Genomic DNA, 25,537 nt, shown 5'->3' on the forward strand with positions numbered 1-25,537 from the left:
TATGACACTTCTGAAACAACACACAGAAGAAATAAACAAACACGCGTCTGTGTGTGTTTCACATTGTTTCGGCGGCTATAGCGGTGGGGAAACGCCCGGTCCCATTCCGAACCCGGAAGCTAAGCCCACCAGCGCCAATGGTACTGCACTCTAATCGGTGTGGGAGAGTAGGACACCGCCGAGCACAACATTCCAGTAATGCCCCGCACCCTCTGTGGTGCGGGGCATTACTGCATTCACCACTTAAACCACCGGCAATACTTCCGCGAAGCGGGACTGGTTGCCGGATTCCGCCAACAGGTCTCGCAAGGCCTAGATTGAGAACCATGAACGATCGCGATCGGGGACAGCAGGGACGACGTGGACGCGGCCGGGGAGCCGAAGGTCGGCCTTCGGGACCACCGTTGCCCGACGACGTGGCCGCGTCGGACCTCGATCCCGAAGTCCGACGCGATCTACTGACGCTCGACAAGACCAACGCCGACCGCGTGGCGCGCCACCTGGTGATGGTCGCCGAACTCCTCGAATCCGATCCCCAGCTCGCGTTGGCACACGCGCGTGCTGCTCGCGAGCGGGCGTCACGTGTCGGCCTCGTACGGGAAACCGCGGGGATTGCCGCCTACAACGCGGGCGAATGGCAAGAAGCCATCACCGAACTGCGGGCAGCACGCCGGATAAGTGGCAGCTCGGCCCTGCTGCCTCTGATCGCCGATGCCGAGCGTGGACTGGGACGTCCGGAGCGCGCGATCGAGATCGCACGCAGCGACGATGGTCGGGCCCTCACGGGCGATGAGGCCACCGAGATGCGCATCGTCGAGGCCGGAGCGCGCATCGACGCAGGAGATGCCGACAAGGCTTTGGTGACGCTACAGGCGGAGAACCTCGCCCCTGGCCGTACCGGGACCATGGCCGCCCGCCTGTTCTATGCCTACGCGTCGGCGCTACTCGCAGCGGGTCGCCGCGATGACGCCGTCACCTGGTACATGAACGCCGCAGCCGCAGATGTCGACGATGCGACCGATGCGGAGTTCCGACTGATGGAGCTCTCCGACGAGATGAGCCCCGACGCGACCTCCTCCGCTAAAGACAGCGCAGACAATGGGCAAACAGGTGTTGGTGCCGGCGACGGCAGCAGTGACGGGGCCGCTGAGGCAGTGGAGTCCTCACTCGAGCCGTCGTCGTCGCCTTCAGTGCCGAATGCTGGGCAGTCGGAGTCGGAGAGCCGGTCCGCTGCGGTGTCGTCTTCCGCTGAGTCCTCCGTTCCCGCTGAGTCCTCCGTTCCCGCTGAGTCCTCCGTTCCCGCTGAGTCGTCGGTTCCCGCCGGGGCGTCTTCCCCCGCTGAGTGGGCTGTGTCCGATAATTCCTCTGGCTCAGGCGCGCAATCGTCGACTGCGCCCGGTGAATCGACTGCGACCACTGTTGATCCGTCTGCGACGAGCACGTCGCGGCCGCCGGAGACGATCACACCGTCCTCGGCACCGGGTGCGGCGTCCCCGACTGCCGATGCCGCTTCCTCCACTTCCGCTTCGGTGGTGGGCAACCCCGAGCACGTCGAGCCCCAGGCACCTCCTCACGGATCGCTCGCTGATCACTACGAAGCGCTTCTCCTCGATCTCGACGGCACGGTGTTCGCCGGCGCGCAGCCGACGCACGGAGCCAGAGAAACGCTCGACGGTCTCGACCTCCCGCAGATCTTCGTCACCAACAACGCGAGTCGGCGTCCGCAGGAGGTCGCGACGCATCTCGATTCGATGGGGTTCTCCGCTTCGCCCGACCAGGTGGTCACCAGCGCGCAGAGCGCGGCGCGGTTGTTGTCCGAGCATGTGGAGCCGGGATCCCGTGCCCTCGTGCTCGGTACCGACGGACTCGCTCAAGAGGTCCGTGAGGTCGGCGTTGGTGTTGCTCGCAGCGCCGACGATCGCCCGGCGGCCGTCATCCAAGGGTTCTCGCCGGACACGAACTGGTCGACCCTGTCCGAGGCGGCGCTCGCCATTCGCGCGGGCGCTCTGTGGATCGCCACCAACACCGACGCTACTCTGCCGTCTGAGCGTGGACTACTGGTCGGGAACGGCTCGCTCGTCGCCGCGGTGGCGAATGCCACCGGTGCCGAGCCCCTCGTGGCGGGCAAGCCGGCAGCCCCGCTGATGTCGGACGCGATGAAGCGCAGCGGGGTGTCGAACCCGCTGGTCGTGGGTGACCGTCTCGACACCGACATACAGGGAGCGCACGCCGTCGGCCTCGACAGCGCACTGGTTCTGACGGGTGTGAGCACAGCGAAGGATCTGCTGCTGGCTCCTCCCGAGCAGCGGCCGTCGCATGTCATCGACGACCTCACCGGCCTCCTCGACGAGGAGAGCATGGTTCGTATCGCCGCCCAGCAGAGCTGGGATGTCACCGTCTCGGGAGCCGCTGTGTCGGTGAGTGCTGCCGGCTCGACGCCGGCACGGGCTGCACTGCTGCCGGCACTCGCCCATTCGGTGTGGGCACTGCTCGACGGGCACGACGTCGAGGCCGAATCGGTCGACCCGGCTGACGTGACTATCACCAGCGACGATCCGGACGTGCAAGCGCAGATCGACGAGCTCGGTGTCGGTGCCCTGCGCTAGCGTGGTCGTGTCATGAACGACGAGCACCAGAACACCCCGGTTCCCGGACCACACCTCATGCCGGGAGCGCGGCCGTCCACCGAGTATGCGGTGCCCGAGCCGCAGATCCCTGTCGGCGAAACTGTTCGTTCGCTGCTGAACGAGGTCGACGTGATCCGTGAGCAGGCAGGCGACGCCTTCGACCTCGCTGCGCTCGCGCGGCAGAGCGAACTGCTCGAGCAGGCTCACGATGTCCTCACCGCTGCACTGGCAGAGGTGGATCCCCGATGAGGGGTGGCAGTCGCTCGATTCGATCATCGAGCTCCCGATCGTCGAGGACCGACTGAGTGGCCGCGCGCGCACGGCTCGACGCAGAACTCGTCCGCCGAAAGCTCGCGCGCTCGCGTGAGCAGGCGCGCGATCTCATCGAGGCCGGGCAGGTCACAGTCAACGGTGTCCTCGCCGCGAAGCCGGCCACCAACGTCTCGCGCGACACGCCGATCGTCGTGTCCGATGACGGTCCTCGCGACGACTGGGCTTCGCGTGGTGCGCACAAGCTGCTCGGTGCGCTCGAACGATTCGAACCGCAAGGGCTCACGGTGTCCGGCAAACGGTGTCTCGACGCGGGCGCGTCCACCGGCGGTTTCACCGACGTACTGCTGCGGCGGGGAGCCAGTGAGGTAGTTGCGGTCGACGTCGGCTACGGGCAGCTCGTCTGGCGCCTGCAGAGCGACGAGCGCGTCGACGTACACGACCGCACGAACGTGCGGCATCTGCGCGGCGAGGACATCGGCGGATCCGTGGACATCGTCGTCGCCGATCTCTCCTTCATCTCTCTGTCACTGGTGCTTCCGGCATTCGCGGCGAGTGTGCGGCCGGGCGCCCACCTGCTGCCCATGGTGAAACCGCAGTTCGAGGTGGGTAAGGAGAGGGTCGGTTCTGGCGGCGTGGTGCGCGATCCCCGGCTGCGTGCCGAAGCTGTGTATCGGGTGGCACGCGACGCAGCATCCCTGGGTCTGATGACCAGGGACGTTGTGGCCAGTCCGCTGCCGGGGCCGTCCGGCAACGTCGAGTACTTCTTGTGGCTCACTTACCGACCCGACGAGAATGACAGCGCCGAATACCGCTTCGACGAGCGCCCAACCGGTGAGCGTCACACCGATGCACACCGGTCGAGGCCCGCCGCTCACGCAGACGATACTGTCGAGGAGAATGGCGAGGGCGAAGGCGACGGTCGGTTGTGGGAGATGATCCACCGGGCCGTGGACGAGGGACCTCGCTGAGCTTTCCCTCATCGTGAACTCGGTATGACGTAACTGCACCTACGAACTTAAGGAACCAGGTGATCAACGAATCGGTGGTCGCCACATCCGGTCAGCGCGAGTTCATGGTGGTGGCGCACACCGGCCGGGCCGTGGTGACTCGTACGGTCGAGTCGATCGCACGCCACTGCGCTGCCGCGGGTGTCGGTTTACGCATCATCGACCACGACCTCACAGCCGACAATCCCGCGACACAGGACGATCCCGAACCGGATGATCGAGACCCAGAAGACCCGGCCGAGCAGTCAGAAACCCATCACGGTCCGCGGCGGCCACCGAGCCATCCTCTCGACATCGAGGGCCTACGGGAACTGGGCGTCGACGTCACCGTGGCGATGGGCGAGCCGGAATCAGCCGTCGGGTGCGAGGTGGTCATCGTCCTCGGTGGCGACGGGACGTTCCTGCGCGCAGCGGAACTCGCCTATCCCGCAGGTGTTCCCGTCCTCGGGATCAATTTGGGCCACATCGGATTTCTCGCGGAGGCCGAGGCCAATCGGATCGACGACGTCATGGCGCAGCTCATCGCACGCGACTACCGTGTCGAACCGCGCATGACCCTCGACATCTCCATCACCAATCCAGCCCGCCCCGGCGATGTGCGTCGCAGCTGGGCGCTCAACGAGGTTGCGATTCTCAACCGGACCAACAACGGCGTGCTGGAACTGGTGACAGAGGTCGATGGTCGGCCGGTGTCGGCGTTCGGTGCCGACGGTGTGCTCGTGTCGACTCCGACAGGATCGACGGCGTACGCGTTCTCTGCGGGCGGTCCGGTGATGTGGCCCGATCTCGAGGCGATCCTGATTGTTCCCAGCAATGCACACGCGCTCTTCGCACGCCCGATGGTCACCAGTCCGAGGTCGCGGATAGCCGTGGAGATCGACAAGCACGGACGGTCGGCGATCGCCCTGTGCGACGGACGTCGTCAGATCTACGTACCTGCGGGCGGGCGCGTTGAAGTGGTTCGCAGCGATCGGTCGGTGCTCTGGGTGCGCATCGACTCCGATCCGTTCGCCGACCGTCTCGTGACCAAGTTCGACCTGCCGGTGACCGGCTGGCGCGGACGACAGGCATAAGGGGGAGCAGTGCTCGAAGAGCTCTCGATCTCCGGCCTGGGCGTCATCGACCGAGCCGCTGCACAGTTCACGCCGGGCTTCACCGTGCTGACCGGCGAGACCGGTGCGGGCAAGACGATGATCGTCAGCAGCCTTCGCCTGCTGTCCGGTGCTCGCGCCGACGCCGGGAGGGTGCGCTCGGGAAGCCAGAAAGCCACTGTCGAAGGACGTTTCCGCCTCGCCGACTCCGCCGACGAGGCAACACGCGCCGACGTGGCCGACATCGTCGAGTCGTCGGGCGCAGAACTCGACGACGACGGTTCGGTGATCGCGGTGCGGACTGTGGGGTCCGACGGTCGGTCGCGCGCACATCTCGGCGGGCGCTCGGTTCCGGTTGGCGTCATGGGCAGGTTCACGGGTGCGTTGCTGACGATTCACGGCCAGAACGACCAGCTGCGTCTGTTGCGCCCGGATCACCAGCGCGATGCGCTCGACAGCTTCGCCGGTGATCGCGCGGCGTCGGCCGTGGCTCGCTATCGCACGGCGCGCGAGCAATGGGTAAGGGTGCTCGACGAGCTCGACGCGAGACGTGCCAATCATCGTGAGCTCGCGCAGGAGGCCGATCGGCTGCGATTCGGTATCGATGAGATCGCGGCTGTCGACCCGCAACCCGGGGAAGACGACGCACTTGCCGAAACCATTCGGCGCCTGTCCGATCTCGAGTCGATCCGGTCTGCTGCCCTCGGATCGCACGACATCGTCGCCGGTGAGGGAGGATCGGTCGTCGACGGGCTCGGGCAGGTGCGCACGTTGCTCGAGTCGGCGGCCGACGCGCAACTGCGGAGTCTGGCCGACCGGGTGTCGGAAACTCTGACGGTGGTCACCGACATCGGCGACGAGTTGTCGTCGTTTCTGTCGGGACTCCCCAGCGACGCCGACGAACTCGACAAACTGCTGAGCAGGCAGGGCGAACTCAAGGCTCTGGTCCGCAAGTACGCCCCCGACATCGACGGCGTGATCGAGTGGCGTGAGACCGCGGAGCGTCGGCTCTCGGAGATCGACGATCCACAGGGGTCGATCGACGAACTCGAGGCGGCGGCGGCGACGGCGCGAGCCGACGTCGAGGCGGCAGCGTCGACCTTGCGGGCCCTTCGGCGCAAGGCGGCGAAATCCATGTCCACCAAAGTCTCCAAGGAGCTGAAGGGGCTCGCGATGGGCGACGCCGCACTCTCGGTTGACGTGACCGACGATGTGGCCGGCTCCGACGACCGATTGGCGATCACTGTCGACGGTGTGACCTGTCACGCAGGAACCGTCGGTGCTGATCGCGTGGAGTTCGCGCTCGTCGCGCACTCTGGTGCCGACCCGCAGCCGATCGCGAAATCGGCGTCCGGCGGTGAGCTCTCGCGCCTGATGCTGGCACTCGAAGTGGTTCTCGCGGAGCCGACCTCGGGCTCGGTCATGGTGTTCGACGAGGTCGATGCGGGCGTCGGCGGTCGGGCTGCGGTCGAGATCGGACGCAGACTGGCAGGACTCGCGCGGGCACACCAGGTCATCGTCGTGACGCATCTGCCGCAGGTCGCAGCCTTCGCCGACAACCACCTCGTGATCGGCAAGACGTCCACGACCGGAGAACGTGCGCAGACGAGCACGGTGCGCACACTCGACCGTGACGCACGCATCGCCGAGTTGGCGCGCATGCTGGCCGGGCTCGGCGAATCCGACACCGGGCGCGCACATGCCGAGGAGTTGCTGGCCACGGCCGATGCGGAGAAGACGAAGGGCGACCGCCAGAAGCGCTGAGACGCGTGATACTCGTGTGACAAAAGTTGCCCATGTTGCGGCGCGCCTCCACGTGGAGTCGCGGTGCACGGTCAATCATGTGGTGCATGAAGATGCCCGCACTGCTCGCACGTAACTCCGAAGAACTGCCTGGCGTGTCCGGTATCGCCAGGATCGACAAGAACACACGCCGTCTGCTCGACCGGATCGGGCCGGGGGATATCGCCATTCTCGACGAGGTCGACCTCGATCGTGTCACTGCCGACGCGCTGGTCGAAGCCAATGTCGTCGCGGTGGTCAATGCCTCGCGCTCGATCAGCGGGCGGTATCCCAACCTCGGACCGGAAGTGCTGGTCGGGGCGGGGATCGTGCTGGTCGACGAGGTCGGACCCGAAGTGTTCAAGCGGGTCAAGGACGGTGCGAAACTGCGCGTCGACGACGGCAAGGTGTTCGTCGGTGAACGACGACTCGCCCGCGGCACCACGCTCGACGAGCACGAAATCGCGGACATGATGATCGAGGCCAAGACAGGCCTCGTCGATCATCTGGAGGCCTTCTCCGGCAACACGATCGAGTTCATTCGCAGCGAGTCCCCGCTGCTGATCGACGGTGTCGGAGTGCCCGACATCGATGTCTCGCTGGTCGGCAAGCACGTCGTGATCGTCGCGGACGGGCCCGATCGCGCAGCGGATCTTCGCGCGCTCAAGCCGTTCATCAAGGAGTACTCGCCGGTGATCATCGGTGTCGGCGCCGGTGCCGACACGTTGACGAAGGCCGGCTACAAACCATCGGTGATCGTCGGCGACCCCGAGGAGATGAAGGTGGCGACACTCAAATGCGGTGCGCAACTGGTTCTTCCGGCCGACACTGACGGACACGCTGCGGGCCTGGAGCGCATTCAGGATCTGGGCATCGGGGCAACGACATTCCCGGCGGCGGGCTCGGCGTCGGATCTTGCGTTGCTGCTCGCCGACTATCACGGCGCCGATTTGATTGTCACGGTCGGCTACGGCGGTACTCTCGACGACTTCTTCGATCGTTCGCGCCGTGAGAGCAACCCGTCGACATTCCTCACACGCATGAAGGTCGGTCCGAAGCTCGTCGACGCGAAAGCTGTTGCGACGCTGTACCGCAGCCGCGTGTCGGCCGCAGCGGTGGCGTTCGTCGTCCTCGCTGCTCTGATCGCGGTGATCGCAGCTGTCATGTTGTCGAGCATGGGCGGCGAGGTGACCGACTGGGTCGTCGCCCAATGGGATCAACTGGTCGAGTGGGCCCGCGGGGTCTGGAACAGGTAGGCAATGATTTCCGTTCGTCAGCATGCGATCTCGCTCGCCGCGGTGTTTCTGGCACTCGCGTTGGGCCTGTTCATCGGCTCGGGCTTCGTCGGCGACAGGATGAACTCGTTGACCGGCACCAGCCGTGATCGCATCGGCGCGTTGCAGGACGAGCGTGATCAACTCAATGATCAGCTCAACAGCGCCAACAGCTTCGACACCGCAATCACCGGTCGCGTGATCGCCGGGGCACTGCGTGGTGACTCGGTTCTGGTGGTCACCGCACCCGGCGCGTCTGACACCGACGTCGCCGCCGTCAAGGACGCGATCGGTGGCGCGGGAGCGAAGGTATCGGGCCAGATCGGTCTGACCCAGCAGTTCGTCTCCGACCAGAAGTCCGAGCAGCTGTCGACGATCATCGACCAGACGATTCCTCCAGGATCGACGCTGCGCGCCGAACTCGTCGACTCCGGTGGACGGGCAGGCGACCTGCTCGGTGCGTTGACGCTCGATCGTGGCGGCAAGGGTGCGGCATCGGCCGACGACCGGCGTACCGGGCTTCAGGCACTGCACGACGGCGGATTCATCGACTACGACGGTGCGGGCCCGGCACCTGCCGACCTCGCGGTGGTGGTCACCGGTGGTGGCTACCCAAAGGACTCCGGAGCGCAGGGAGCTCTCGTCGGTCGCTTCGCGGCAGCGCTGTCGGGCCGCGGTGACGGTGGTGCGCTGCTCGGTCGGACCGGTTCGACCGACGGCGGTTCCCCGATCGCGGTCGTCCGAGCCGATCCGGGCCTCGGCAACGCCGTGTCGACCGTCGACAACATCGATCAGCAGACGGGGCGCATCACCTCGATCCTGGTTCTCCAGGAGGAGAAGAAGGGTCGCACCGGTGCGTACGGCACCGGAGCCGGCGCCAAGGCCATCACCGTCGGGGCGCCGGCAAACGATCGCCCGTCGACCTGATCTCCGAAATCGGCGCCTGCGGGCCGGTCGTCGTCCCGGAGGACACCCCGAGAACGACGAGGATCACAGTCCGTCCGCGACCCCGCCCGGTGTGGCGGAGCGCCGAACCGGCGATGGGTGTTACCCTGGAGTCCCGTAGGTCAACAGGTTTTCCGGCCTGATCCAGCCGACGGGAGAGACGGGTTTTGCGACCACTTCGCCACGTGCATGAAGGCACGAAGCACATATTCGTTACAGGCGGCGTCGCATCGTCGCTCGGAAAAGGTCTGACGGCGTCGAGCCTCGGCCAACTACTCACGGCGCGCGGGTTGCGCGTCACCATGCAGAAACTGGATCCGTACCTCAACGTCGATCCCGGCACGATGAATCCGTTCCAGCACGGCGAGGTCTTCGTCACCGAGGACGGCGCGGAGACTGACCTCGACGTCGGGCACTACGAGCGGTTCCTCGATCGCAACCTCTCGCAATCGGCGAATGTCACCACGGGACAGGTGTATTCGACCGTGATCGCCAAGGAACGTCGCGGCGAGTACCTCGGTGAGACCGTCCAGGTGATCCCACACATCACCGACGAACTGAAGTCACGGGTGCTCGCGATGCGCGCTCCCGGCGACGACGGCGAACCGCCAGACGTGGTCATCACCGAGATCGGCGGAACCGTCGGCGACATCGAGTCGCTGCCGTTCATCGAGGCCGCCCGGCAGATCCGTCACGACGTCGGCCGCGACAACGTCTTCTTCATCCACGTCTCACTCGTGCCCTACCTCGCGCCGTCGGGCGAACTCAAGACCAAGCCCACGCAACACTCGGTCGCTGCATTGCGCAACGTCGGTATCCAGCCGGACGCGCTGATCCTGCGCTGCGACAGGGACGTCCCCGAGGGGCTCAAGAAGAAGATCGCGCTGATGTGCGACGTCGACATCGACGGCGTGATCTCGACGCCGGACGCGCCGTCGATCTACGACATCCCCAAGGTGCTGCACTCCGAACAGCTCGACGCATACGTCGTGCGCAAGCTCGGGCTGCCCTTCCGCGACGTCGACTGGACTGTGTGGGGCGAACTGCTCAACCGGGTCCACGAGCCTCGCGAGACCGTGCGAATCGCATTGGTGGGCAAATACGTCGATCTGCCCGACGCCTATCTGTCGGTGACCGAGGCTATCCGCGCGGGTGGATTCGCGTGGCGTGCCAAGACCGACATCAAGTGGGTTCCGTCCGACGAGTGCGCCACCGAGGCGGGGGCGCAGGCCGCGCTCGGAGACGTCGACGGTGTGCTCATCCCCGGTGGATTCGGCATCCGCGGCATCGAGGGCAAACTCGGTGCGATCCGCTACGCGCGGCGTAGGGGCATCCCGCTGCTGGGTCTGTGTCTCGGCCTGCAGTGCATCGTCATCGAGGCCGCCCGTTCGGTTGGTCTCGAGGACGCCAGCTCGACCGAGTTCGATCCCGGCACCCCGTACCCGGTGATCTCGACGATGGCCGACCAGACCGACGTGGTCGCAGGAGAGGCAGATCTCGGCGGCACGATGCGTCTCGGTGCCTACCCCGCGACACTCAAGCCCGACAGCATCGTGGCAGAGTCGTACGGCTCGACCGAGGTGTCCGAGCGGCATCGGCACCGTTTCGAGGTCAACAACTCCTATCGCGACAAGATCGCTGCGTCGGGTCTCGTGTTCTCCGGGACCTCGCCCGACGGTCACCTTGTCGAGTTCGTCGAGTACCCGACGTCGATTCACCCGTTCCTGGTGGGCACCCAGGCGCACCCTGAACTGAAGAGTCGGCCGACGCGGCCCCACCCGCTGTTCCGCTCGTTCATCGATGCGTCGCTGAAATACAAGGCGGCAGAACGACTCCCGGTGGATCTGGGTGACTATGACCCGCCGTCGGCCGTGGAGGGCGTGGTGGCCGACGGTGACGCCGAGGCCATCGTCGTCGGTGCCGAGGTCGAGGGACACCTCGATTGAGTGAGAACTCCGGTCCGGGCACGCACGACTTCGTGGTGCGGTCTAGTGAAGTCGCCTATGACGGTGCCATTCTCGCGCTACGACTCGACGAGGTCGAGATGCCGGGGGGCCGGATAGCAGAGCGTGAGGTCGTGGAGCATTACGGTGCAGTCGCCGTGGTCGCCCGCGATCACGACGGCAGGATCGCGATGGTGCGCCAGTATCGGCACCCCGTCGGGCGCCGACTGCTCGAGATCCCTGCGGGATTGCTCGACAAGGGCTCAGCGGAATCACCGTTGACCGCCGCGCAGCGTGAACTCGCCGAGGAGACAGACCTGCGCGCCGAGCGATGGCAGGTGCTGGTCGATCTCGATCTCTCGCCGGGCTTCACCGACGAAGCGTTGCGCGTGTACCTCGCGGAGGAATTGTCGCAGCATCACATCGCCGATCGCGAGGACGAGGAAGCCGACATGTCGCTGGAGTGGCTCCACCTCGACGAGGCTGTCGCGAAGGTCTTCTCGGGCGAGATCGTGAACGCGACCGCGGTAGCGGGCATCCTGGCGGTGTTCGCTGCCGACCGCGCCGACATCGCACTCAGGACGACGGACACCCCGTGGCGTGACCAGCCGCACGCGTTTGCCGATCGCAAGGCGGGTCGGGCATCGGGGTGAGGACGGATACCGCGCAGGGAGTCGGCCGCACCGTGGACGACGTGGTGACGAGATACCTCGATCACCTCACCGTCGAGCGTGGCATGGCGGCGAACACACTCGCGTCCTACGGTCGTGACCTCGACCGTTACCGGCGCTATCTCACCGATCGTGGGATCGCCGACCTCGCGGAGGTCACCGAGAACGACGTCCGTGAGTTCCTCGTCGACCTGCGTCGTGGCGACGCCGCAGCAGGGACCATGCCACTGGCGGACAGTTCGGTTGCACGAACCTTCGTGGCCACCAGAGGCTTTCACAAGTTCGCCGCGGCCGAGGGCGTCGTGCCCGGCGACGTGGCCCACGGTGTCCGGCCGCCCCGGCCGGCCCGACGACTTCCCAAGGCGCTGCCCGTCGAGGACGTCGTCGCGATCCTCGACACCGCAGGTGCAGGTGATCATCCGCGCGCTCTGCGCGACCGCGCCCTACTGGAACTCCTCTACAGCTGCGGAGCACGGATCTCCGAGGCGACGTCGCTCGACGTCGACGATCTCGATACGGACGCCCGTACGGTGCTGCTGCGCGGCAAGGGGGGAAAAGAACGGCTCGTTCCGGTCGGTGGACCAGCAGTGGAGGCCATCGAGGCCTACCTCGTGCGCGGCAGACCCGCGCTCGTGGCGCGGTCGACACCCGCATTGTTCCTCAACGCCAGAGGTGGCAGGCTCACGCGCCAGGGCGCATGGCAGGTACTCGCCGACACCGCCGAGCGCGCGGGCGTAGGCACAGCCGTGTCACCACACACTCTGCGACATTCCTTCGCGACTCATCTCCTCGACGGTGGCGCCGACGTCCGGGTGGTGCAGGAGTTACTCGGACATGCGTCGGTCACGACGACCCAGGTGTACACACTCGTCACGGTCAACACGATGCGCGAGGTGTATGCCACGGCCCATCCACGGGCGCGCTGAGCGCCGAGACGAGGTCGTTGCGGCGATGCTCCGCGGGATCGGCGCGGCGACCTACTAGGCTGACAAGCGGCTTCTCTACGAGCAATTCCCCAACGCACGACACACTCGGGGATCATCTCCGGCGGGCCGAGGATCTGCGAGCACGACCACGATCAGTGAGGAAGGCGGGTACGTGAGCACACCGAGTACGCCGCGGTCGGGGGGTCATGCCGACGATCAGTACCGCCTTCATGTGACTCCCGGTTTCGACGTGGACGAAGCCGAACACGCCGACGATGAGATCGGACCGACCGGACGTCCCTACCGTGATGTCCCGACACCCGCTGTGCTCGACAGGCACGGACCGGCGACCGTCATCGCCGTGTGCAACCAGAAGGGTGGCGTCGGCAAGACGACCTCGACCATCAACCTCGGTGCCGCGCTCGCCGAGTACGGGCGCCGTGTGCTTCTCGTCGACCTCGATCCGCAGGGTGCGTTGTCGGCAGGTCTCGGTGTGCCGCATCACAAACTCGACGAGACGGTGTACAACCTCCTGGTGCCGCCCCACGCCTCCATCGAGGATGTGCTGATGCGCACCCGCGTCGACAACCTCGATCTGCTGCCGTCGAACATCGATCTCTCGGCAGCGGAGATCCAACTCGTCAGCGAAGTCGGGCGCGAGCAGGCGCTCGGCAGGGCGCTGCACCCGGTTCTCGACCGCTACGACGTCGTGCTGATCGACTGCCAGCCGTCGCTGGGACTGCTCACCGTGAACGCGCTGGCCTGCGCCGACACCGTCATCATTCCGATGGAGTGCGAGTACTTCAGCCTCCGTGGTCTCGCATTGCTCACCGACACCATCGAGAAGGTGCGTGACCGCCTCAACTTCCGTCTGACACTCGGCGGCATCCTGGTGACCATGTTCGACGCCCGCACCCTGCATTCGCGCGAGGTGATGGCGCGCGTCGTCGAGGTGTTCGGCGACGCGGTGTACGACACGGTCATCGCCCGCACCGTACGGTTCCCCGAGACCAGTGTCGCAGGCGAACCGATCACGTCGTGGGCGCCGAAGTCCGCGGGCGCCAAGGCGTATCGCGCGCTGGCACGCGAGGTCATCGCGCGCAACGTCAAGCAGGCATGACCGAGGCCGGCACCGCAGACGCGGGGACCGTCGACGCCGGGACCGTCGTCGACAGATCGGGCGCCGAGAGCGCCGACGTCGCACGCGAGGAAGCGTCGGGGACCGTTGCTGAGCAGAACAACGTTGATGAGCAGAACCAGGAACCGGGGTTCCGGGTCAAACTCGCGAACTTCGAGGGTCCGTTCGATCTGCTGCTGAATCTCATCAGCCAGCACCGACTCGATGTCACCGAGGTCGCACTGCACGCCGTGACCGACGAGTTCATCGCATACACACGCGAGATGGGCTCTCAGCTCGGTCTCGAACAGACCACGGAGTTCCTGGTCATCGCAGCGACGCTGCTCGATCTCAAGGCAGCGCGATTGCTGCCGACCGGCGAGGTCGACGACCCGGAGGATCTCGCGTTGCTCGAAGCGCGCGACCTGCTCTTCGCCCGACTTCTGCAGTATCGCGCGTACAAGCAGGTCGCAGCGCTGTTCGGGGAACTCGAAGCGGCGGCACTCCAGCGCTACCCACGTGCTGTGTCGCTGGAGCAGAGGTTCACCGACCTGCTGCCCGAGGTGACACTCGGCGTCGACGCCGACGGCTTCGCCGAGGTGGCGGTCGCGGCACTCACTCCGCGTCCGGTACCCACGGTCGGCCTCGACCACCTCCACGACATGCACAGGGTCTCGGTGCCGGGTCAGGCGCGTCGCATGGCCACGCTGCTCTCCGCAGCGCCCGGCAAGTGGCTCACATTCCGAGTCCTCGTCGCCGACTGCGTGAACGGCCTCGAAGTGGTCGGCAGTTTCCTCGGCTTGCTCGAACTGTTCCGCGAACGCGCTGTCGTCTTCGAACAGCCGGAGGCGCTCGGCGAGCTGCAGGTGTCGTGGACGGGCGAGCGCGACACCGACGATCTGCGTATGGAGAAAGCGGAGGACTACGAATGACCGACGTCGACGAGGAGTCGGGCTCCACGGACGCTGTCGAACCGACCGACGAGGGGCACACCGCTGCGGAACCGAGCAACGCCGAATACCCCGCTGCGGAACCCGCCGAGACAGAACCCACCGAGACAGCGCCCGCCGAGACAGAACCGACCGGAGCGGAATTGCCCGGAGCTGGGCAGACCGCGCTCGACGTCGGCGAGATCGGTGTCGACGAGGTCGAGGCCGAGCCTGTTCTCGACGACGACCGGCTGCGTTCTGCGCTCGAAGCCGTGCTGCTGGTTGTCGACACGCCGGTCACCGCTGACGAACTGGCCACCGCTGTGGGTGACGACCGCTCGCGTGTCCACGCGATGCTCACCGGCATGGCTGCGGAACTGACCGAGGCGCGTAGCGGCTTCGATCTCCGGTTCGCAGGCGACGGTTGGCGGTTCTACACGCGCGCCGAATACGCGCCGTACGTCGAGCGGCTGCTGCTCGACGGCGCCAGGTCGAAGCTCACGCGCGCGGCTCTCGAAACACTCGCCGTGATCGCGTACCGGCAGCCCGTCAGCCGGGCACGCGTCAGCGCGATCCGGGGCGTGAATGTCGACGGCGTGATCCGCACGCTCGTGGCCCGCGGACTCATCAACGAGGTCGGCTCCGATCCGGCGTCGGGCGCCACCACCTACGGCACCACCGAGCTGTTTCTCGAGCGCCTGGGTTTGGCGTCTCTCGGTGAATTGCCCGACCTGGCCCCGCTGCTGCCCGACGTCGACGTCATCGACGACCTCGACGAAGAGCTCTCGTCCGACCCGCGATTCGCCAAACTGAGCGGTGGGCGGTCAGACTCAAAGGGAGACGACATACCCGGCACCTCGTCGGGAGCAACCATCGACGACCAGGACTGACATATGGCATCCGCTAGCCGTGACGGCACACCGGGCGACCGCAGGAGAAATGCGGGACGCACCGACCGAAAAAACCCTGATCGAAACAACACAGATCGAAAGAACTCGAACCGTAAGAACACCGACCGCAAGAACACTGCGGGCGACGATCCGCGCGGCCAGCGGTCGACAGGCGCCAAGGGCGGCTCGGGTCGCGCTTCCTCCGGCAGGACCGCCGGCGGCAAGGCGGGAACCGGGCGAGGTGCCTCAGGTCGATCCGCAAGTGGCCGCAGCATTCCCGCTGGTACCGGCCGAGTACAGCAGCCCTCCGCGAAGAAGCAGCACCGGAAGGGTCGCTCGACGCCCGACGTCGAAGCTGGTCGTATCAGGCTGAACAACGCCCGTCCCGCCCGCCACCAGGTCGGCGCTGACGAGAGCGGTCATGCGACGTACGTCGACGACGGCGTGCGCCTGCAGAAGGTGCTCGCGCAGGCAGGCGTCGCGTCGCGGCGCGGCGCCGAGGAGATGATCGCTGCCGGTCGCGTCGAGGTCGACGGTGAGGTCGTCACCGAACAGGGCCTGCGGATCGACCCCGACACCGCTGTCATCCGCGTCGACGGTGCGCGCGTCATCATCGACGAGACCAGGCAGTACCTTGCGCTCAACAAACCCAAGGGTTGGCAGTCGACGATGGCCGACGACCAGGGCCGCCCCTGCGTCGGCGACATCGTCGCAGAACGCGTCATGTCGGGTCAGCGCCTCTTCCACGTGGGCCGACTCGACGCCGAGACCGAAGGCCTGCTGCTACTCACCAACGACGGCGAACTCGCGCACCGATTGATGCACCCGTCCTTCGAGGTACCCAAGACCTATCTCGCGACGGTCAAGGGCGAAGTCCCGCGCGCGTTGTCGCGCACGCTGCGTGACGGCGTCGAACTCGATGACGGACCCGTCGCCGTCGACGCGTTCACCGTGATGGACGTCAACGACGGACAGTCGCTGGTACGTATCACCCTGCACGAGGGGCGTAACAGGATCGTGCGTCGGCTCATGGAAGCTGTCGGGTTCCCGGTCACCTCGCTGGTGCGTACGCACATCGGCAATGTAGCTCTCGGTGAGCAGCGTCCCGGCACTCTGCGGGTACTCGGACGCGACGAGGTCGGCGCGCTCTACAAGGCGGTGGGATTGTGAGCGACCCCTCGATCGCCTCGCGCGTCATCGCGATCGACGGACCCGCCGGGACCGGAAAGTCCAGTGTCTCCAAGGTTCTCGCACAGCGCGTTGGTGCGCACTACCTCGACACCGGAGCGATGTACCGGGCGGCAACCCTGGCGGTGCTGCGCGCCGGAGTAGCACTTGACGCACCGGATGACATCGCCTCCGTCGTGTCCGACGCCGAGATCGAACTGCGCGCAGATGGCTCGGGCGGATCCCACGTGCTGCTCGACGGTGTCGACGTGTCCGGGCCGATACGGACCGACGAGGTGACCAATGCTGTGTCAGCGGTGTCGGCTGTACCCGCCGTCCGAACGAAAATGGTTGCGCTGCAACGACTCCATGCTGTCAATGATTTCGTTGTCGTCGAGGGTCGTGACATCGGGACAGTCGTCTTTCCCGACGCACAGGTCAAGATATTCCTGACGGCGACGCCGGAGGCGCGAGCGCTGCGACGACATCGGCAGAACCTCGCCGCCGGACGCGACAGCGATTTCGACAAGGTTCTCGACAGCGTGAATCGCCGTGACCATCTCGACTCGACGCGCACCGTATCGCCGTTGCGGCCAGCAGACGACGCCGTCATCGTCGACACCAGTGATTTGTCACTCGAGCAGGTTCTCGACGAACTTGCCGGACTGGTCCAGACACGAACCGGAGGTGCCGTGTGACCGAGCACGATGATTTCGTGACAACCGATGTGACCGCACAACCGGGGGACGGGGTCTGGTCGGACGAATCAGACTGGGAGATCACCGACTTCGATCTCGGCGAGGAGGGCGGCGAACCCGAACGTCTCCCCGTCGTCGCCATCGTCGGCCGACCGAACGTGGGCAAGTCCACTCTGGTCAACCGCATCCTCGGTCGCCGTGAGGCCGTCGTCGAGGACATTCCCGGTGTGACTCGCGACCGCGTGTCGTATCCGGCGTCGTGGTCGGGACACCGGTTCACCGTCGTCGACACCGGCGGGTGGGAACCGGATGCCAAGGGTCTGCAGCAGGCCGTTGCCAGGCAGGCGGAGTCGGCGATGGAGACGGCTGACGTGATCGTCGTCGTGGTCGACGCCACCGTCGGTGCCACCTCGACGGACGAGGCGGTCGCACGTGTTCTGCGCCGGTCGAAGACTCCGGTGATCCTGGTGGCCAACAAGGTCGACAGTGAGAAGCTCGAAGCCGAAGCGGCATCCTTGTGGTCCTTGGGACTCGGTGAGCCGCACACGGTGTCGGCCGCGCACGGCAGGGGAGCGGGTGACCTGCTGGACGTGATCCTCGAGAAGATGCCCGAGACGCCCCGTGAGTCGGCACCCGCGTTCGGCGGCCCGCGTCGGGTCGCACTGGTGGGTAAGCCGAATGTCGGCAAGAGTTCACTGTTGAACAAGCTCGCGGGCTCGGATCGCTCGGTGGTCGACAACGTCGCGGGCACCACCGTCGACCCCGTCGACGAGGTCGTCGAACTCGATGGCAGGCCATGGCTGTTCGTCGACACCGCAGGTCTGCGCCGCAAGGTGCACACCGCCAGTGGGCACGAATACTATGCGTCGCTGCGCACGCGGTCGGCTCTCGAGGCCGCCGAGGTCGCGATCCTGCTGATCGATGCGTCGCAGCCGATCACCGAACAGGACCTGCGTGTGCTGTCGCTGATCATCGAGACGGGGCGCGCGCTGGTGATCGCGTTCAACAAGTGGGATCTGGTCGACGAGGATCGTCGCTACCAGCTCGACAAGGAGATCGACCGCGAACTCGCACGCGTTCCGTGGGCGCGTCGGGTCAACATCTCGGCGATGACCGGACGCGCGGTGCAGAAGCTGGTGCCCGCACTCGAAGGTGCGCTGGAATCGTGGGACAAGCGTGTCTCCACCGGCCAGCTCAACAACTGGCTCAAAGACGTCATCGCGTCGAATCCGCCACCGCTGCGCGGCGGACGACAGCCGCGCGTGCTGTTCGCCACCCAGGCGTCGGTGCGGCCCCCGACCTTCGTCCTGTTCACCACGGGGTTCCTCGAGGCGGGGTATCGGCGCTTCCTGGAGCGACGGCTTCGCGAGGGGTTCAACTTCGACGGCTCGCCCGTGCGGATCAACGTGCGCGTGCGCGACAAGCGGGACCGTCGCAAGCGCTGAGCGAAGGGCGCGGGGTGTTGTGATCGGGCCGCCGCGTCCGGGTGTCCTCACCTCGTCTGTGTACAGCTACCTTCACCACTGCCGAAGGTAGCGGCACACAGATGAGGTGGCTGGCGGTGGGATGGAGTGTGACGACGCTCCGACCAGGCGATTAGCGTCGAGCCGTCGGTGTCCGCTAATGTTGTCGAGGCCCTCGCGAGAGGGCAACGGGCTGTGGCGCAGTTTGGTAGCGCACTTGACTGGGGGTCAAGTGGTCGCAGGTTCAAATCCTGTCAGCCCGACGTCATGACCAGCACTTAGGTGCTGGTCATTCGTTTTCGTGCGATGAGCGCGCAGCCCCCTCACGTCGGCGAGCCCAACGGTTAGAGCCTCCGGAAATCGAACACTCAAACCCCACCGATGAAGTCTGCAGAGGCATGAACGACAGACCCCCGCCGCATCCGTCAGCTCGTGGATCCAGTGCGGACGCGGCATGGGCGTCCAGCTTTCTCTCGGCGTTGCCAACGAAGGCGCAAGAGGAGCTGCGATCGACCGCATTGCCGATGGCGATCCCTCCCGGCCACACCGTATACCGAGCGTTCGACCAGCCACGTTTCGTGCTCCTGGTGTCCGGACTCGCGCGCGTTGTTGCTTCGTCCGCCGAAGGCCGCAAAGCGACGATCCGCTACGCACGCAGCGGCGACGTGGTGGGCGCGGTAGCTGTGGTGACCGATCGCCAGGCAGTCAGCGTCGAGGCGGTCACCATGTTGGATGTTCTCTTCCTCAACGTGGACCGACTGCGCCGGTTTGCCCGGTCGGAGCCAGAGGTCGGGTGGGCGTTGGCGCAACTCGTCGGATCGGTTGCGACGGAGGTCATCGACATGATGTCGGCGACTGTCTTCGGGTCCGTGCGTCGCCGACTGGCCCGCCACCTGCTCGACCTGGCGATCCAGCAATCCGGCGAGTTGGTTGTCATGCAGGACCAACAGGAGATCGCTGACGCCATCGGGTCGGTGCGGGAGGTCGTCGGCCGAGCCCTACGAGAACTCCGCGAACGTGGCTTGGTCTCACGCACCGAGTGGGGTCTACGCGTCGATGATCCCAACGGCTTGTACATCGTGTCGACCCTCGGCTGAATCACATTCACCACGTGACTTTTGTTCTTCCCCGACCGCGTCCTCGCCCGAAGAATGCGAAGCGGCGTCCGTCATTCCGACGATCGCTTGACCGCGACGATGTGGCGAAGCACGTCATCGAGCGCATGAAGGGACAAGGTAAAACCGAATGACCCAGAACCAGCGTTGGACCGGGATGATCTTCAACGGCAGGTGGATTCCCGCCGAAGGCGGTGCCACGACCAAGATCGTGAGCCCGCTCGATGGCGAGGTTGTTGCCGAGGTGGGCGAAGCCTCCGTTGGCGACGTCGCGCGCGCCGCCGAATCAGCGGCTGCCGCCGGAAGAGCGTGGAACGCCCTCGGCATCGACGAGCGCGTAGCCGTGTTCAACCGTGCGGCCGCCATCATCGAGCGAGACGCCGACGAGATCCGCGAATGGATCCAAAAAGAGGTCGGCTCGGTGTCCGGCATGACAGCCGTTGAAATCCAGTACGGCACCGAACTCGTCCGTCAGGGCGCCGCACTATGCGCCGCACCCCGCGGCGAGATACTGCCGTCAATGAAGCCAGGCCAGAAGAACTACGCCCGCCGTGTGCCCCGGGGCGTCGTCGGCGTCATCGGTCCGTGGAACGCGCCCTTCATGTTGTCCCTGCGCAACGTGGCTCCAGCTCTCGCACTCGGGAACGCCGTCGTCTTGAAGCCGGCCCCACAGACCCCGGTGTCGGGTGGCGTCCTCATCGCCCGCATCTTCGAAGAGGCCGGCCTGCCCGCTGGGGTGCTCCAGGTGGTCCCCGGTGACGGGCCGACCGGTGCAGCGCTGACCACTGATCCGAACATCAACTCGATCGCCTTCACAGGCTCGACCGCGATCGGAAGGGCTGTCGGGCGCGCCGCCGGCGAGAACCTCAAGCCCGTCCAGCTCGAGCTCGGCGGCAACAATGCCTACATCGTGCTCGAGGACGCGAACCTGGAGACTGCAGTCGACATCGGCTTGGCCTGCTCCGTCTTCGCGAACGGCCAGGGATGCCTGGTCATCGGGCGACACCTCGTGCACGAAAGCATCGCCGAGGAGTACGCCGCGACGATCGCGGCAGCTGCGGCGGACGTGAAAGCCGTGGACCCGCGCACCAACTCCGAGGCGATGCAAGGGCCGCTGGTCAACCAGAAGCAACTCGACCACGCGGTAGACCTCACCCGGCGCGCCGAGGACGCGGGCGCACGCAAGCTCGTCGGCGATCCGCCGGAGGGCCTGTACTTCTCGGCCCACGTCTACGACAATGTCGCCGCGGACAACCCGTTGTTCCTCGAGGAGACTTTCGCGCCGGTCGTGGGCATCACTTCCTTCAAGACCGATGAGGAGGCCATTGCCCTGGCCAACGCCTCCGAATACGGACTGACCTGTTCGATCATGACCAGCGATGCCGGACGTGCGATGGCCATTGCCGACAACATCCGCTCGGGAAACATCCATATCAATGACGTCACCTCACTCGCCGTCGCCTGGGCGCCGCTCGGCGGTGTTGGGCACTCGGGCAACGGCACTGCCTTCGGCGGCAGTGCGGACCTCGACGCCTACACCTCCTGGCAGTGGGTGACGCAAAGCTGATTGCAGCGCCTACGGTGGTTTGGGTCTGGTGTCCTCTGCAATCAGGTCAGGCCGAGTCCGCCGTCGAGTACCACGCACTCGCCGGTGATGTAGTCCGACTCGATCAGCGCCAGTGCGGTTTTCGCGACATCGTCGACGCCAGCAGGTCTGGTCATGGGCGCCCGCTCACGCCACAGCGTGTGACTGTCGGTCCACTCCGCGGTGAGCGGAGTATCGACGAGACCGGGCGCGATGGCGTTGACCCGGATGTCAGGCGCGAGTGTCAGTGCCAGAAGTCGGGTCGTATGGATCAGTGCAGCTTTGCTCGCCGCGTAGGGGATCGACGCTCCCTTCGGCCGTACTCCCGCGTGGGATGCGATGTTCACCACGGCTGCCGGTCGCCCGTCCTCGGCTGCCGCGCGTAGATGAGGTTCGGCCTCGGCTACCAGCCGGAAAGGGGCAATCGCGTTCACTTCAAACATCTCTCGCCAGACCTGAGCCGACGCTGCCTGCAGATCTGCATGCGGTATCACCGAGCTGATACCTGCATTGTTGACCAGTACGTCCATGCGTCCGGCGACACGGATGCTCTCGCCGACGAGCCGACCCCGCTGCTCGTCGTCCGCAAGATCTGCCTGGAGGTAGGTGGCGTCGACCAACTCCGCTGCCAATGCCCGCCCTGCGTCGACCGACGACCGCGAGTGCAGTATCACGTGGTAACCGGCCTGCACCAGATGGCGGGCAATGCCGAGGCCTATCCTCGACGTCGCGCCGGTCACCAGCGCCACCGGCTTGTTCGTGTCCACGGCTCAACGCTAGGGCATTGTCGCCGCAAGCCTCGTGGTGCCTTCGGCTGCGACGGGCTCGCCCGCGCGGGCATTGTCCGATGCGCAGAGTCGTCTATTTCGTGGCAACGACGCTCGACGGGTTCATTGCCGCACCCGAGCGGCGGCCCCTCCGTCGAGTCCGTGAGATGAGGTGATGAGAAAGAGCTCGATGGGAGAGTGGACGCATGCGTGTTGATCGAGTGGTTCCGAATCTGACCGTGGCTGATCTCCGTCGAGCCGTGGCAGAGCACTCCGAGGTGCTCGGGCTGCGTGTCCTCATGGATCACGGCTGGATCGTGACCCTGGGAGACGACGACGGGCATCAGCTCAGCGTCATGACCGAAGACGCGTCGGCACCGGTGAACCCCGACGTGTCGGTTTTCGTCGACGACGTTCGCGAGGCGTTCGCGCACGCGAGGGCTGCGGGACTCGAAATCGTGCACCCGCTCACCGACGAACCCTGGGGTGTCACCCGATTCTTCTACCGGGGGTCGGACGGTCGGGTGATCAACGTCGGCACGCACACTGCGTAACCGCGTCACCGGTCCTCAGCCGCGACGTGAACCACCTCTACATTCACCGTGAGCCGAACGTTTGGGATTTCGCTCGCTTGTCTGGCTAGTGTTCTCCGGTGAGCCGTATGAGTTCTGCACCCACGCAGTCGACGACACGAGCCGCCCGACTATCCGTCCTCGGAGTGGTCGTGGCACTCGTCGCCTTGATGACAGCCGCAATGAGTCCCGTGCCGTTGGCGTCGGCTGCGCCCGCCGACAATTGTTCACCGCCGGGCCAGAATTCGGCATCGGCGGCACCCACCAACCTCGCTGCCGCCGAGCAGGGCGGCGAGGACCGATACACCACTGCTGACACCACGCCAGTGGATCAGATCAACGTCAACGATCTGGGACTGGGCACGCCCGGCGTGATCTCGGTGGGCACACTCTCGGACGCCGGACCGAGCATCTGCGTGAACAGCAAGGGCACGTTCACCGGGTTCGACAATGAACTGCTCAGAGCGATCGCCGCGAAACTCGGTCTCCGGATCGAGTTCTCGGGCACCGAGTTCTCCGGGCTGCTCGCCCAGGTCGCCAACCATCGCTTCGACGTCGGGTCGTCGTCGATCACGACCACGGACGAGCGACGCAGGACTGTCGCGTTCACCAACGGATACGACTTCGGATACTTCTCGTTGGTCGCGCCGACCGGAGGTCGCATCAAGGGCTTCGGCAGTCTGGGTCAGAACACCCGAATCGGCGTCGTCCAGGGCACGGTGCAAGACGATTACGTTGTCAACACCCTGCACCTCGAGCCCGTCAAGTTTCCCGACTACGCCACGGCATACGCGAACCTCAAGAGCGGCCAGATCGATGCGTGGGTTGCGCCGTCGCAGCAGGCCGAGGGCGCCGTCAAGCCAGGCGACGGCACCGCCATCATCGAAAACACGTTCAGCGTCAACAACTTCGTCGCGTGGGCGGTAGCACCCGACAAGCCGAAACTGGTGGCCGCCCTCAACTCGGGTCTCGACGCCGTCATCGCCGACGGCACCTACGCCAAGCTCTACTCCGACTGGGTGCCACGCGAACTGCCCAAGGGGTGGAAGCCGGGAAGCAAGGCGGCACCGGCGCCGCAGTTGCCCGACTTCGCGGCCATCGCCAAGCAGAATGCGGCGAAGAAGCCCGACGAGAGTGCGTCGGAGAAGCCGAAGAGCACACTCGCGCAACTACGCTCGACGTTCTTCGACTGGGATCTCTACAAGCAGGCGTTCCCCGATCTGATCAAGACCGGGCTGCCGAATACGTTGATCCTGTCGGTGGTTTCCGGTCTGATCGGCATCGTGCTCGGCATGCTACTGGCCGTCGCCGGGATCTCCCGATCCCGGTGGCTGCGCTGGCCCGCCCGCATCTACACCGACATCTTCCGAGGGCTGCCCGCCGTGGTGGTGATTCTGGTCGTCGGCCTCGGGATAGGGCCGGTGGTCAAGAATCTGACGGGCAACAACCCGTACTGGCTGGGCGCTTTCGCGCTCGGCCTGCTCGCGGCCGCCTATATCGGAGAGATCTTCCGCTCGGGCATTCAGAGCGTCGACGCCGGACAGCTGGAGGCATCGCGCGCCATCGGATTCTCCTACCGCGAGTCGATGCGATTGGTCGTCGTCCCGCAAGGCGTACGTCGGGTCCTACCTGCCCTGGTCAATCAGTTCATCAGTCTCATCAAGGACAGCTCGCTGATCTACTTCCTCGGTCTTCTGGCCAGCCAACGCGAGCTCTTCGCGGTGGGCCGAGATCTCAACGCGCAGACCGGGAATCTGTCGCCACTGGTTGCCGCGGGCATCGTGTACCTGTGTCTGACCATTCCGCTGACCCACTTCGTCAACTACGTCGACAATCGCCTGCGCACCGGCAAACAGGTCGACGAGAGTACGCCGCCGGTCTCGGCGAGCACCCTTCAGGAGAGCTGACATGGCCGACGTAACTGACACTTCGAGTGCCGCCGCGACACAACACCGCGACGCGGTTTCTCTCACCGGCAAAGACCTACACCTCTCGTTCGGCAAGAATCACGTGCTCCGTGGCATCAGTCTCGATGTGGATGCCGGAAGCACGACGACGGTCATCGGTCCGTCCGGATCAGGAAAGTCGACGCTGCTGCGGGTCCTGAACCGACTGCACGAGCCCGACAGCGGGGACATCCTGCTCGACGGCCGATCGGTCCTGAAAGACAATCCCGACGAACTGCGCCGACGCATCGGCATGGTCTTCCAGCACTTCAACCTGTTCCCCCACATGAGTGTGGCCGACAATGTGGCACTCGGACCGCGCAGACTGCTGGGTTTGTCCAAGGACGAGGCGCGGGCACGCGCGATCGATGAGCTCGACGTCGTGGGGCTGCGCGCAAAGGCCGACGTACGTCCGGCCAACCTCTCCGGCGGTCAGCAACAGCGGGTCGCGATCGCGCGCGCTCTGGCCATGGCGCCGCAGGTCATGTTCTTCGACGAGGCCACCTCAGCACTCGACCCGGAACTGGTGAAGGGCATCCTGGCGCTGATGACCGAACTCGCCGGGCAGGGCATGACGATGGTCGTGGTGACCCACGAGATGGGGTTCGCACGCACCGTGGCCGACAACGTGGTCTTCATGGATCACGGCGAGGTGGTGGAGACCGGTACGCCGGATCAACTGTTCACCGACGCAAAATCCGATCGCTTGAAGGCCTTTCTCTCGCAGGTCCTGTGATCGGTGACCGCAT

General features: G+C 65.8%; 22 protein-coding genes, 1 tRNA gene and 1 rRNA gene. 23 read left to right on the forward strand and 1 reads right to left on the reverse strand.

The genetic code is table 11. The features are described from left to right. Positions 1 to 67 precede the first annotated feature (67 nt). The 20 genes from rrf (at position 68) to LK459_RS20260 (ending at position 21,485) form a co-directional block, all read left to right on the forward strand. A 5S ribosomal RNA gene (gene rrf / locus LK459_RS20165) occupies positions 68 to 184 on the forward strand. Positions 185 to 326: 142 nt separating this feature from the next. Continuing rightward, positions 327 to 2,606 carry an HAD-IIA family hydrolase gene (locus LK459_RS20170; RefSeq protein ID WP_227920291.1) on the forward strand — a complete coding sequence of 760 codons (2,280 nt, stop codon included), beginning with the start codon at positions 327 to 329 and terminating at the stop codon, positions 2,604 to 2,606. 12 nt (positions 2,607 to 2,618) lie between these two features. Continuing rightward, positions 2,619 to 2,876, forward strand: a complete 258-nt coding sequence (locus tag LK459_RS20175; protein WP_227920293.1) for a hypothetical protein — start codon at positions 2,619 to 2,621, stop codon at positions 2,874 to 2,876. Positions 2,877 to 2,932: 56 nt separating this feature from the next. Continuing rightward, positions 2,933 to 3,868, forward strand: coding sequence for a TlyA family RNA methyltransferase (locus tag LK459_RS20180; RefSeq protein WP_227920295.1), 936 nt, complete (start codon positions 2,933 to 2,935; stop codon positions 3,866 to 3,868). Between the two features lie 59 nt (positions 3,869 to 3,927). After that, positions 3,928 to 4,980: an NAD kinase gene (locus LK459_RS20185; RefSeq protein ID WP_007236594.1), complete on the forward strand. Its 1,053-nt coding sequence runs from the start codon at positions 3,928 to 3,930 to the stop codon at positions 4,978 to 4,980. A gap of 9 nt (positions 4,981 to 4,989) precedes the next feature. Next, entirely contained in the window at positions 4,990 to 6,762 is a 1,773-nt protein-coding gene (gene recN / locus LK459_RS20190) for a DNA repair protein RecN (RefSeq protein ID WP_227920297.1), read from the forward strand. Positions 6,763 to 6,854: 92 nt separating this feature from the next. Continuing rightward, on the forward strand, positions 6,855 to 8,036 hold the full coding sequence (steA, locus tag LK459_RS20195) for a putative cytokinetic ring protein SteA (protein ID WP_227923909.1): 1,182 nt from the start codon (positions 6,855 to 6,857) through the stop codon (positions 8,034 to 8,036). 3 nt (positions 8,037 to 8,039) lie between these two features. Continuing rightward, complete coding sequence (locus LK459_RS20200; protein WP_007236591.1) at positions 8,040 to 8,981, forward strand: copper transporter; 942 nt, start codon at positions 8,040 to 8,042, stop codon at positions 8,979 to 8,981. A 185-nt stretch (positions 8,982 to 9,166) separates the two neighbouring features. Next, entirely contained in the window at positions 9,167 to 10,945 is a 1,779-nt protein-coding gene (locus LK459_RS20205; RefSeq protein ID WP_227920299.1) for a CTP synthase, read from the forward strand. Beyond that, a complete protein-coding gene (locus LK459_RS20210) occupies positions 10,942 to 11,595 on the forward strand; it encodes an NUDIX domain-containing protein (protein ID WP_007236589.1) in 654 nt (217 codons plus the stop codon). Before LK459_RS20205 ends, LK459_RS20210 begins: the two co-directional genes overlap by 4 nt. 83 nt (positions 11,596 to 11,678) lie before the next feature. Next, positions 11,679 to 12,539, forward strand: coding sequence for a site-specific tyrosine recombinase XerD (locus LK459_RS20215; protein ID WP_265416882.1), 861 nt, complete (start codon positions 11,679 to 11,681; stop codon positions 12,537 to 12,539). Between the two features lie 172 nt (positions 12,540 to 12,711). Then, entirely contained in the window at positions 12,712 to 13,659 is a 948-nt protein-coding gene (locus LK459_RS20220; protein ID WP_007236587.1) for a ParA family protein, read from the forward strand. Next, positions 13,656 to 14,588 (forward strand): segregation and condensation protein A, encoded by a 933-nt coding sequence (locus LK459_RS20225; RefSeq protein WP_227920301.1) that lies wholly within the window; start codon positions 13,656 to 13,658, stop codon positions 14,586 to 14,588. Before LK459_RS20220 ends, LK459_RS20225 begins: the two co-directional genes overlap by 4 nt. After that, positions 14,585 to 15,475 carry an SMC-Scp complex subunit ScpB gene (scpB, locus tag LK459_RS20230; protein ID WP_227920302.1) on the forward strand — a complete coding sequence of 297 codons (891 nt, stop codon included), beginning with the start codon at positions 14,585 to 14,587 and terminating at the stop codon, positions 15,473 to 15,475. Before LK459_RS20225 ends, scpB begins: the two co-directional genes overlap by 4 nt. A 3-nt stretch (positions 15,476 to 15,478) precedes the next feature. Further along, positions 15,479 to 16,645 (forward strand): pseudouridine synthase, encoded by a 1,167-nt coding sequence (locus LK459_RS20235; protein ID WP_007236584.1) that lies wholly within the window; start codon positions 15,479 to 15,481, stop codon positions 16,643 to 16,645. Next, positions 16,642 to 17,340 carry a (d)CMP kinase gene (gene cmk / locus LK459_RS20240; RefSeq protein WP_227920303.1) on the forward strand — a complete coding sequence of 233 codons (699 nt, stop codon included), beginning with the start codon at positions 16,642 to 16,644 and terminating at the stop codon, positions 17,338 to 17,340. The genes LK459_RS20235 and cmk overlap by 4 nt, the downstream gene beginning before the upstream one ends. After that, a complete protein-coding gene (gene der, locus LK459_RS20245) occupies positions 17,337 to 18,785 on the forward strand; it encodes a ribosome biogenesis GTPase Der (RefSeq protein ID WP_227920304.1) in 1,449 nt (482 codons plus the stop codon). Before cmk ends, der begins: the two co-directional genes overlap by 4 nt. A gap of 207 nt (positions 18,786 to 18,992) precedes the next feature. Then, a tRNA-Pro gene (locus LK459_RS20250) sits at positions 18,993 to 19,066 on the forward strand. A gap of 135 nt (positions 19,067 to 19,201) precedes the next feature. Further along, positions 19,202 to 19,900, forward strand: coding sequence for a Crp/Fnr family transcriptional regulator (locus LK459_RS20255; protein ID WP_227920305.1), 699 nt, complete (start codon positions 19,202 to 19,204; stop codon positions 19,898 to 19,900). Between the two features lie 148 nt (positions 19,901 to 20,048). Further along, positions 20,049 to 21,485, forward strand: coding sequence for an aldehyde dehydrogenase family protein (locus LK459_RS20260; protein WP_227920306.1), 1,437 nt, complete (start codon positions 20,049 to 20,051; stop codon positions 21,483 to 21,485). Positions 21,486 to 21,526: 41 nt separating this feature from the next. Here LK459_RS20260 and LK459_RS20265 read toward each other — a convergent pair whose 3' ends face one another. Next, positions 21,527 to 22,270, reverse strand: coding sequence for an SDR family NAD(P)-dependent oxidoreductase (locus LK459_RS20265; protein ID WP_227920308.1), 744 nt, complete (start codon positions 22,268 to 22,270; stop codon positions 21,527 to 21,529). Positions 22,271 to 22,476: 206 nt separating this feature from the next. Here LK459_RS20265 and LK459_RS20270 point away from each other — a divergent pair, with 206 nt between their 5' ends. The 3 genes from LK459_RS20270 (at position 22,477) to LK459_RS20280 (ending at position 25,524) form a co-directional block, all read left to right on the forward strand. After that, positions 22,477 to 22,824, forward strand: coding sequence for a VOC family protein (locus LK459_RS20270; protein WP_227920310.1), 348 nt, complete (start codon positions 22,477 to 22,479; stop codon positions 22,822 to 22,824). Between the two features lie 188 nt (positions 22,825 to 23,012). After that, positions 23,013 to 24,749, forward strand: coding sequence for an ABC transporter substrate-binding protein/permease (locus tag LK459_RS20275; RefSeq protein ID WP_227923915.1), 1,737 nt, complete (start codon positions 23,013 to 23,015; stop codon positions 24,747 to 24,749). Between the two features lies 1 nt (position 24,750). Further along, complete coding sequence (locus LK459_RS20280) at positions 24,751 to 25,524, forward strand: amino acid ABC transporter ATP-binding protein (protein WP_227920311.1); 774 nt, start codon at positions 24,751 to 24,753, stop codon at positions 25,522 to 25,524. The last annotated feature ends 13 nt before the right edge of the window (positions 25,525 to 25,537 follow it).

The sequence above is a fragment of the Gordonia otitidis genome (genome assembly GCF_020735545.1).
Taxonomy (GTDB): domain Bacteria; phylum Actinomycetota; class Actinomycetes; order Mycobacteriales; family Mycobacteriaceae; genus Gordonia; species Gordonia otitidis.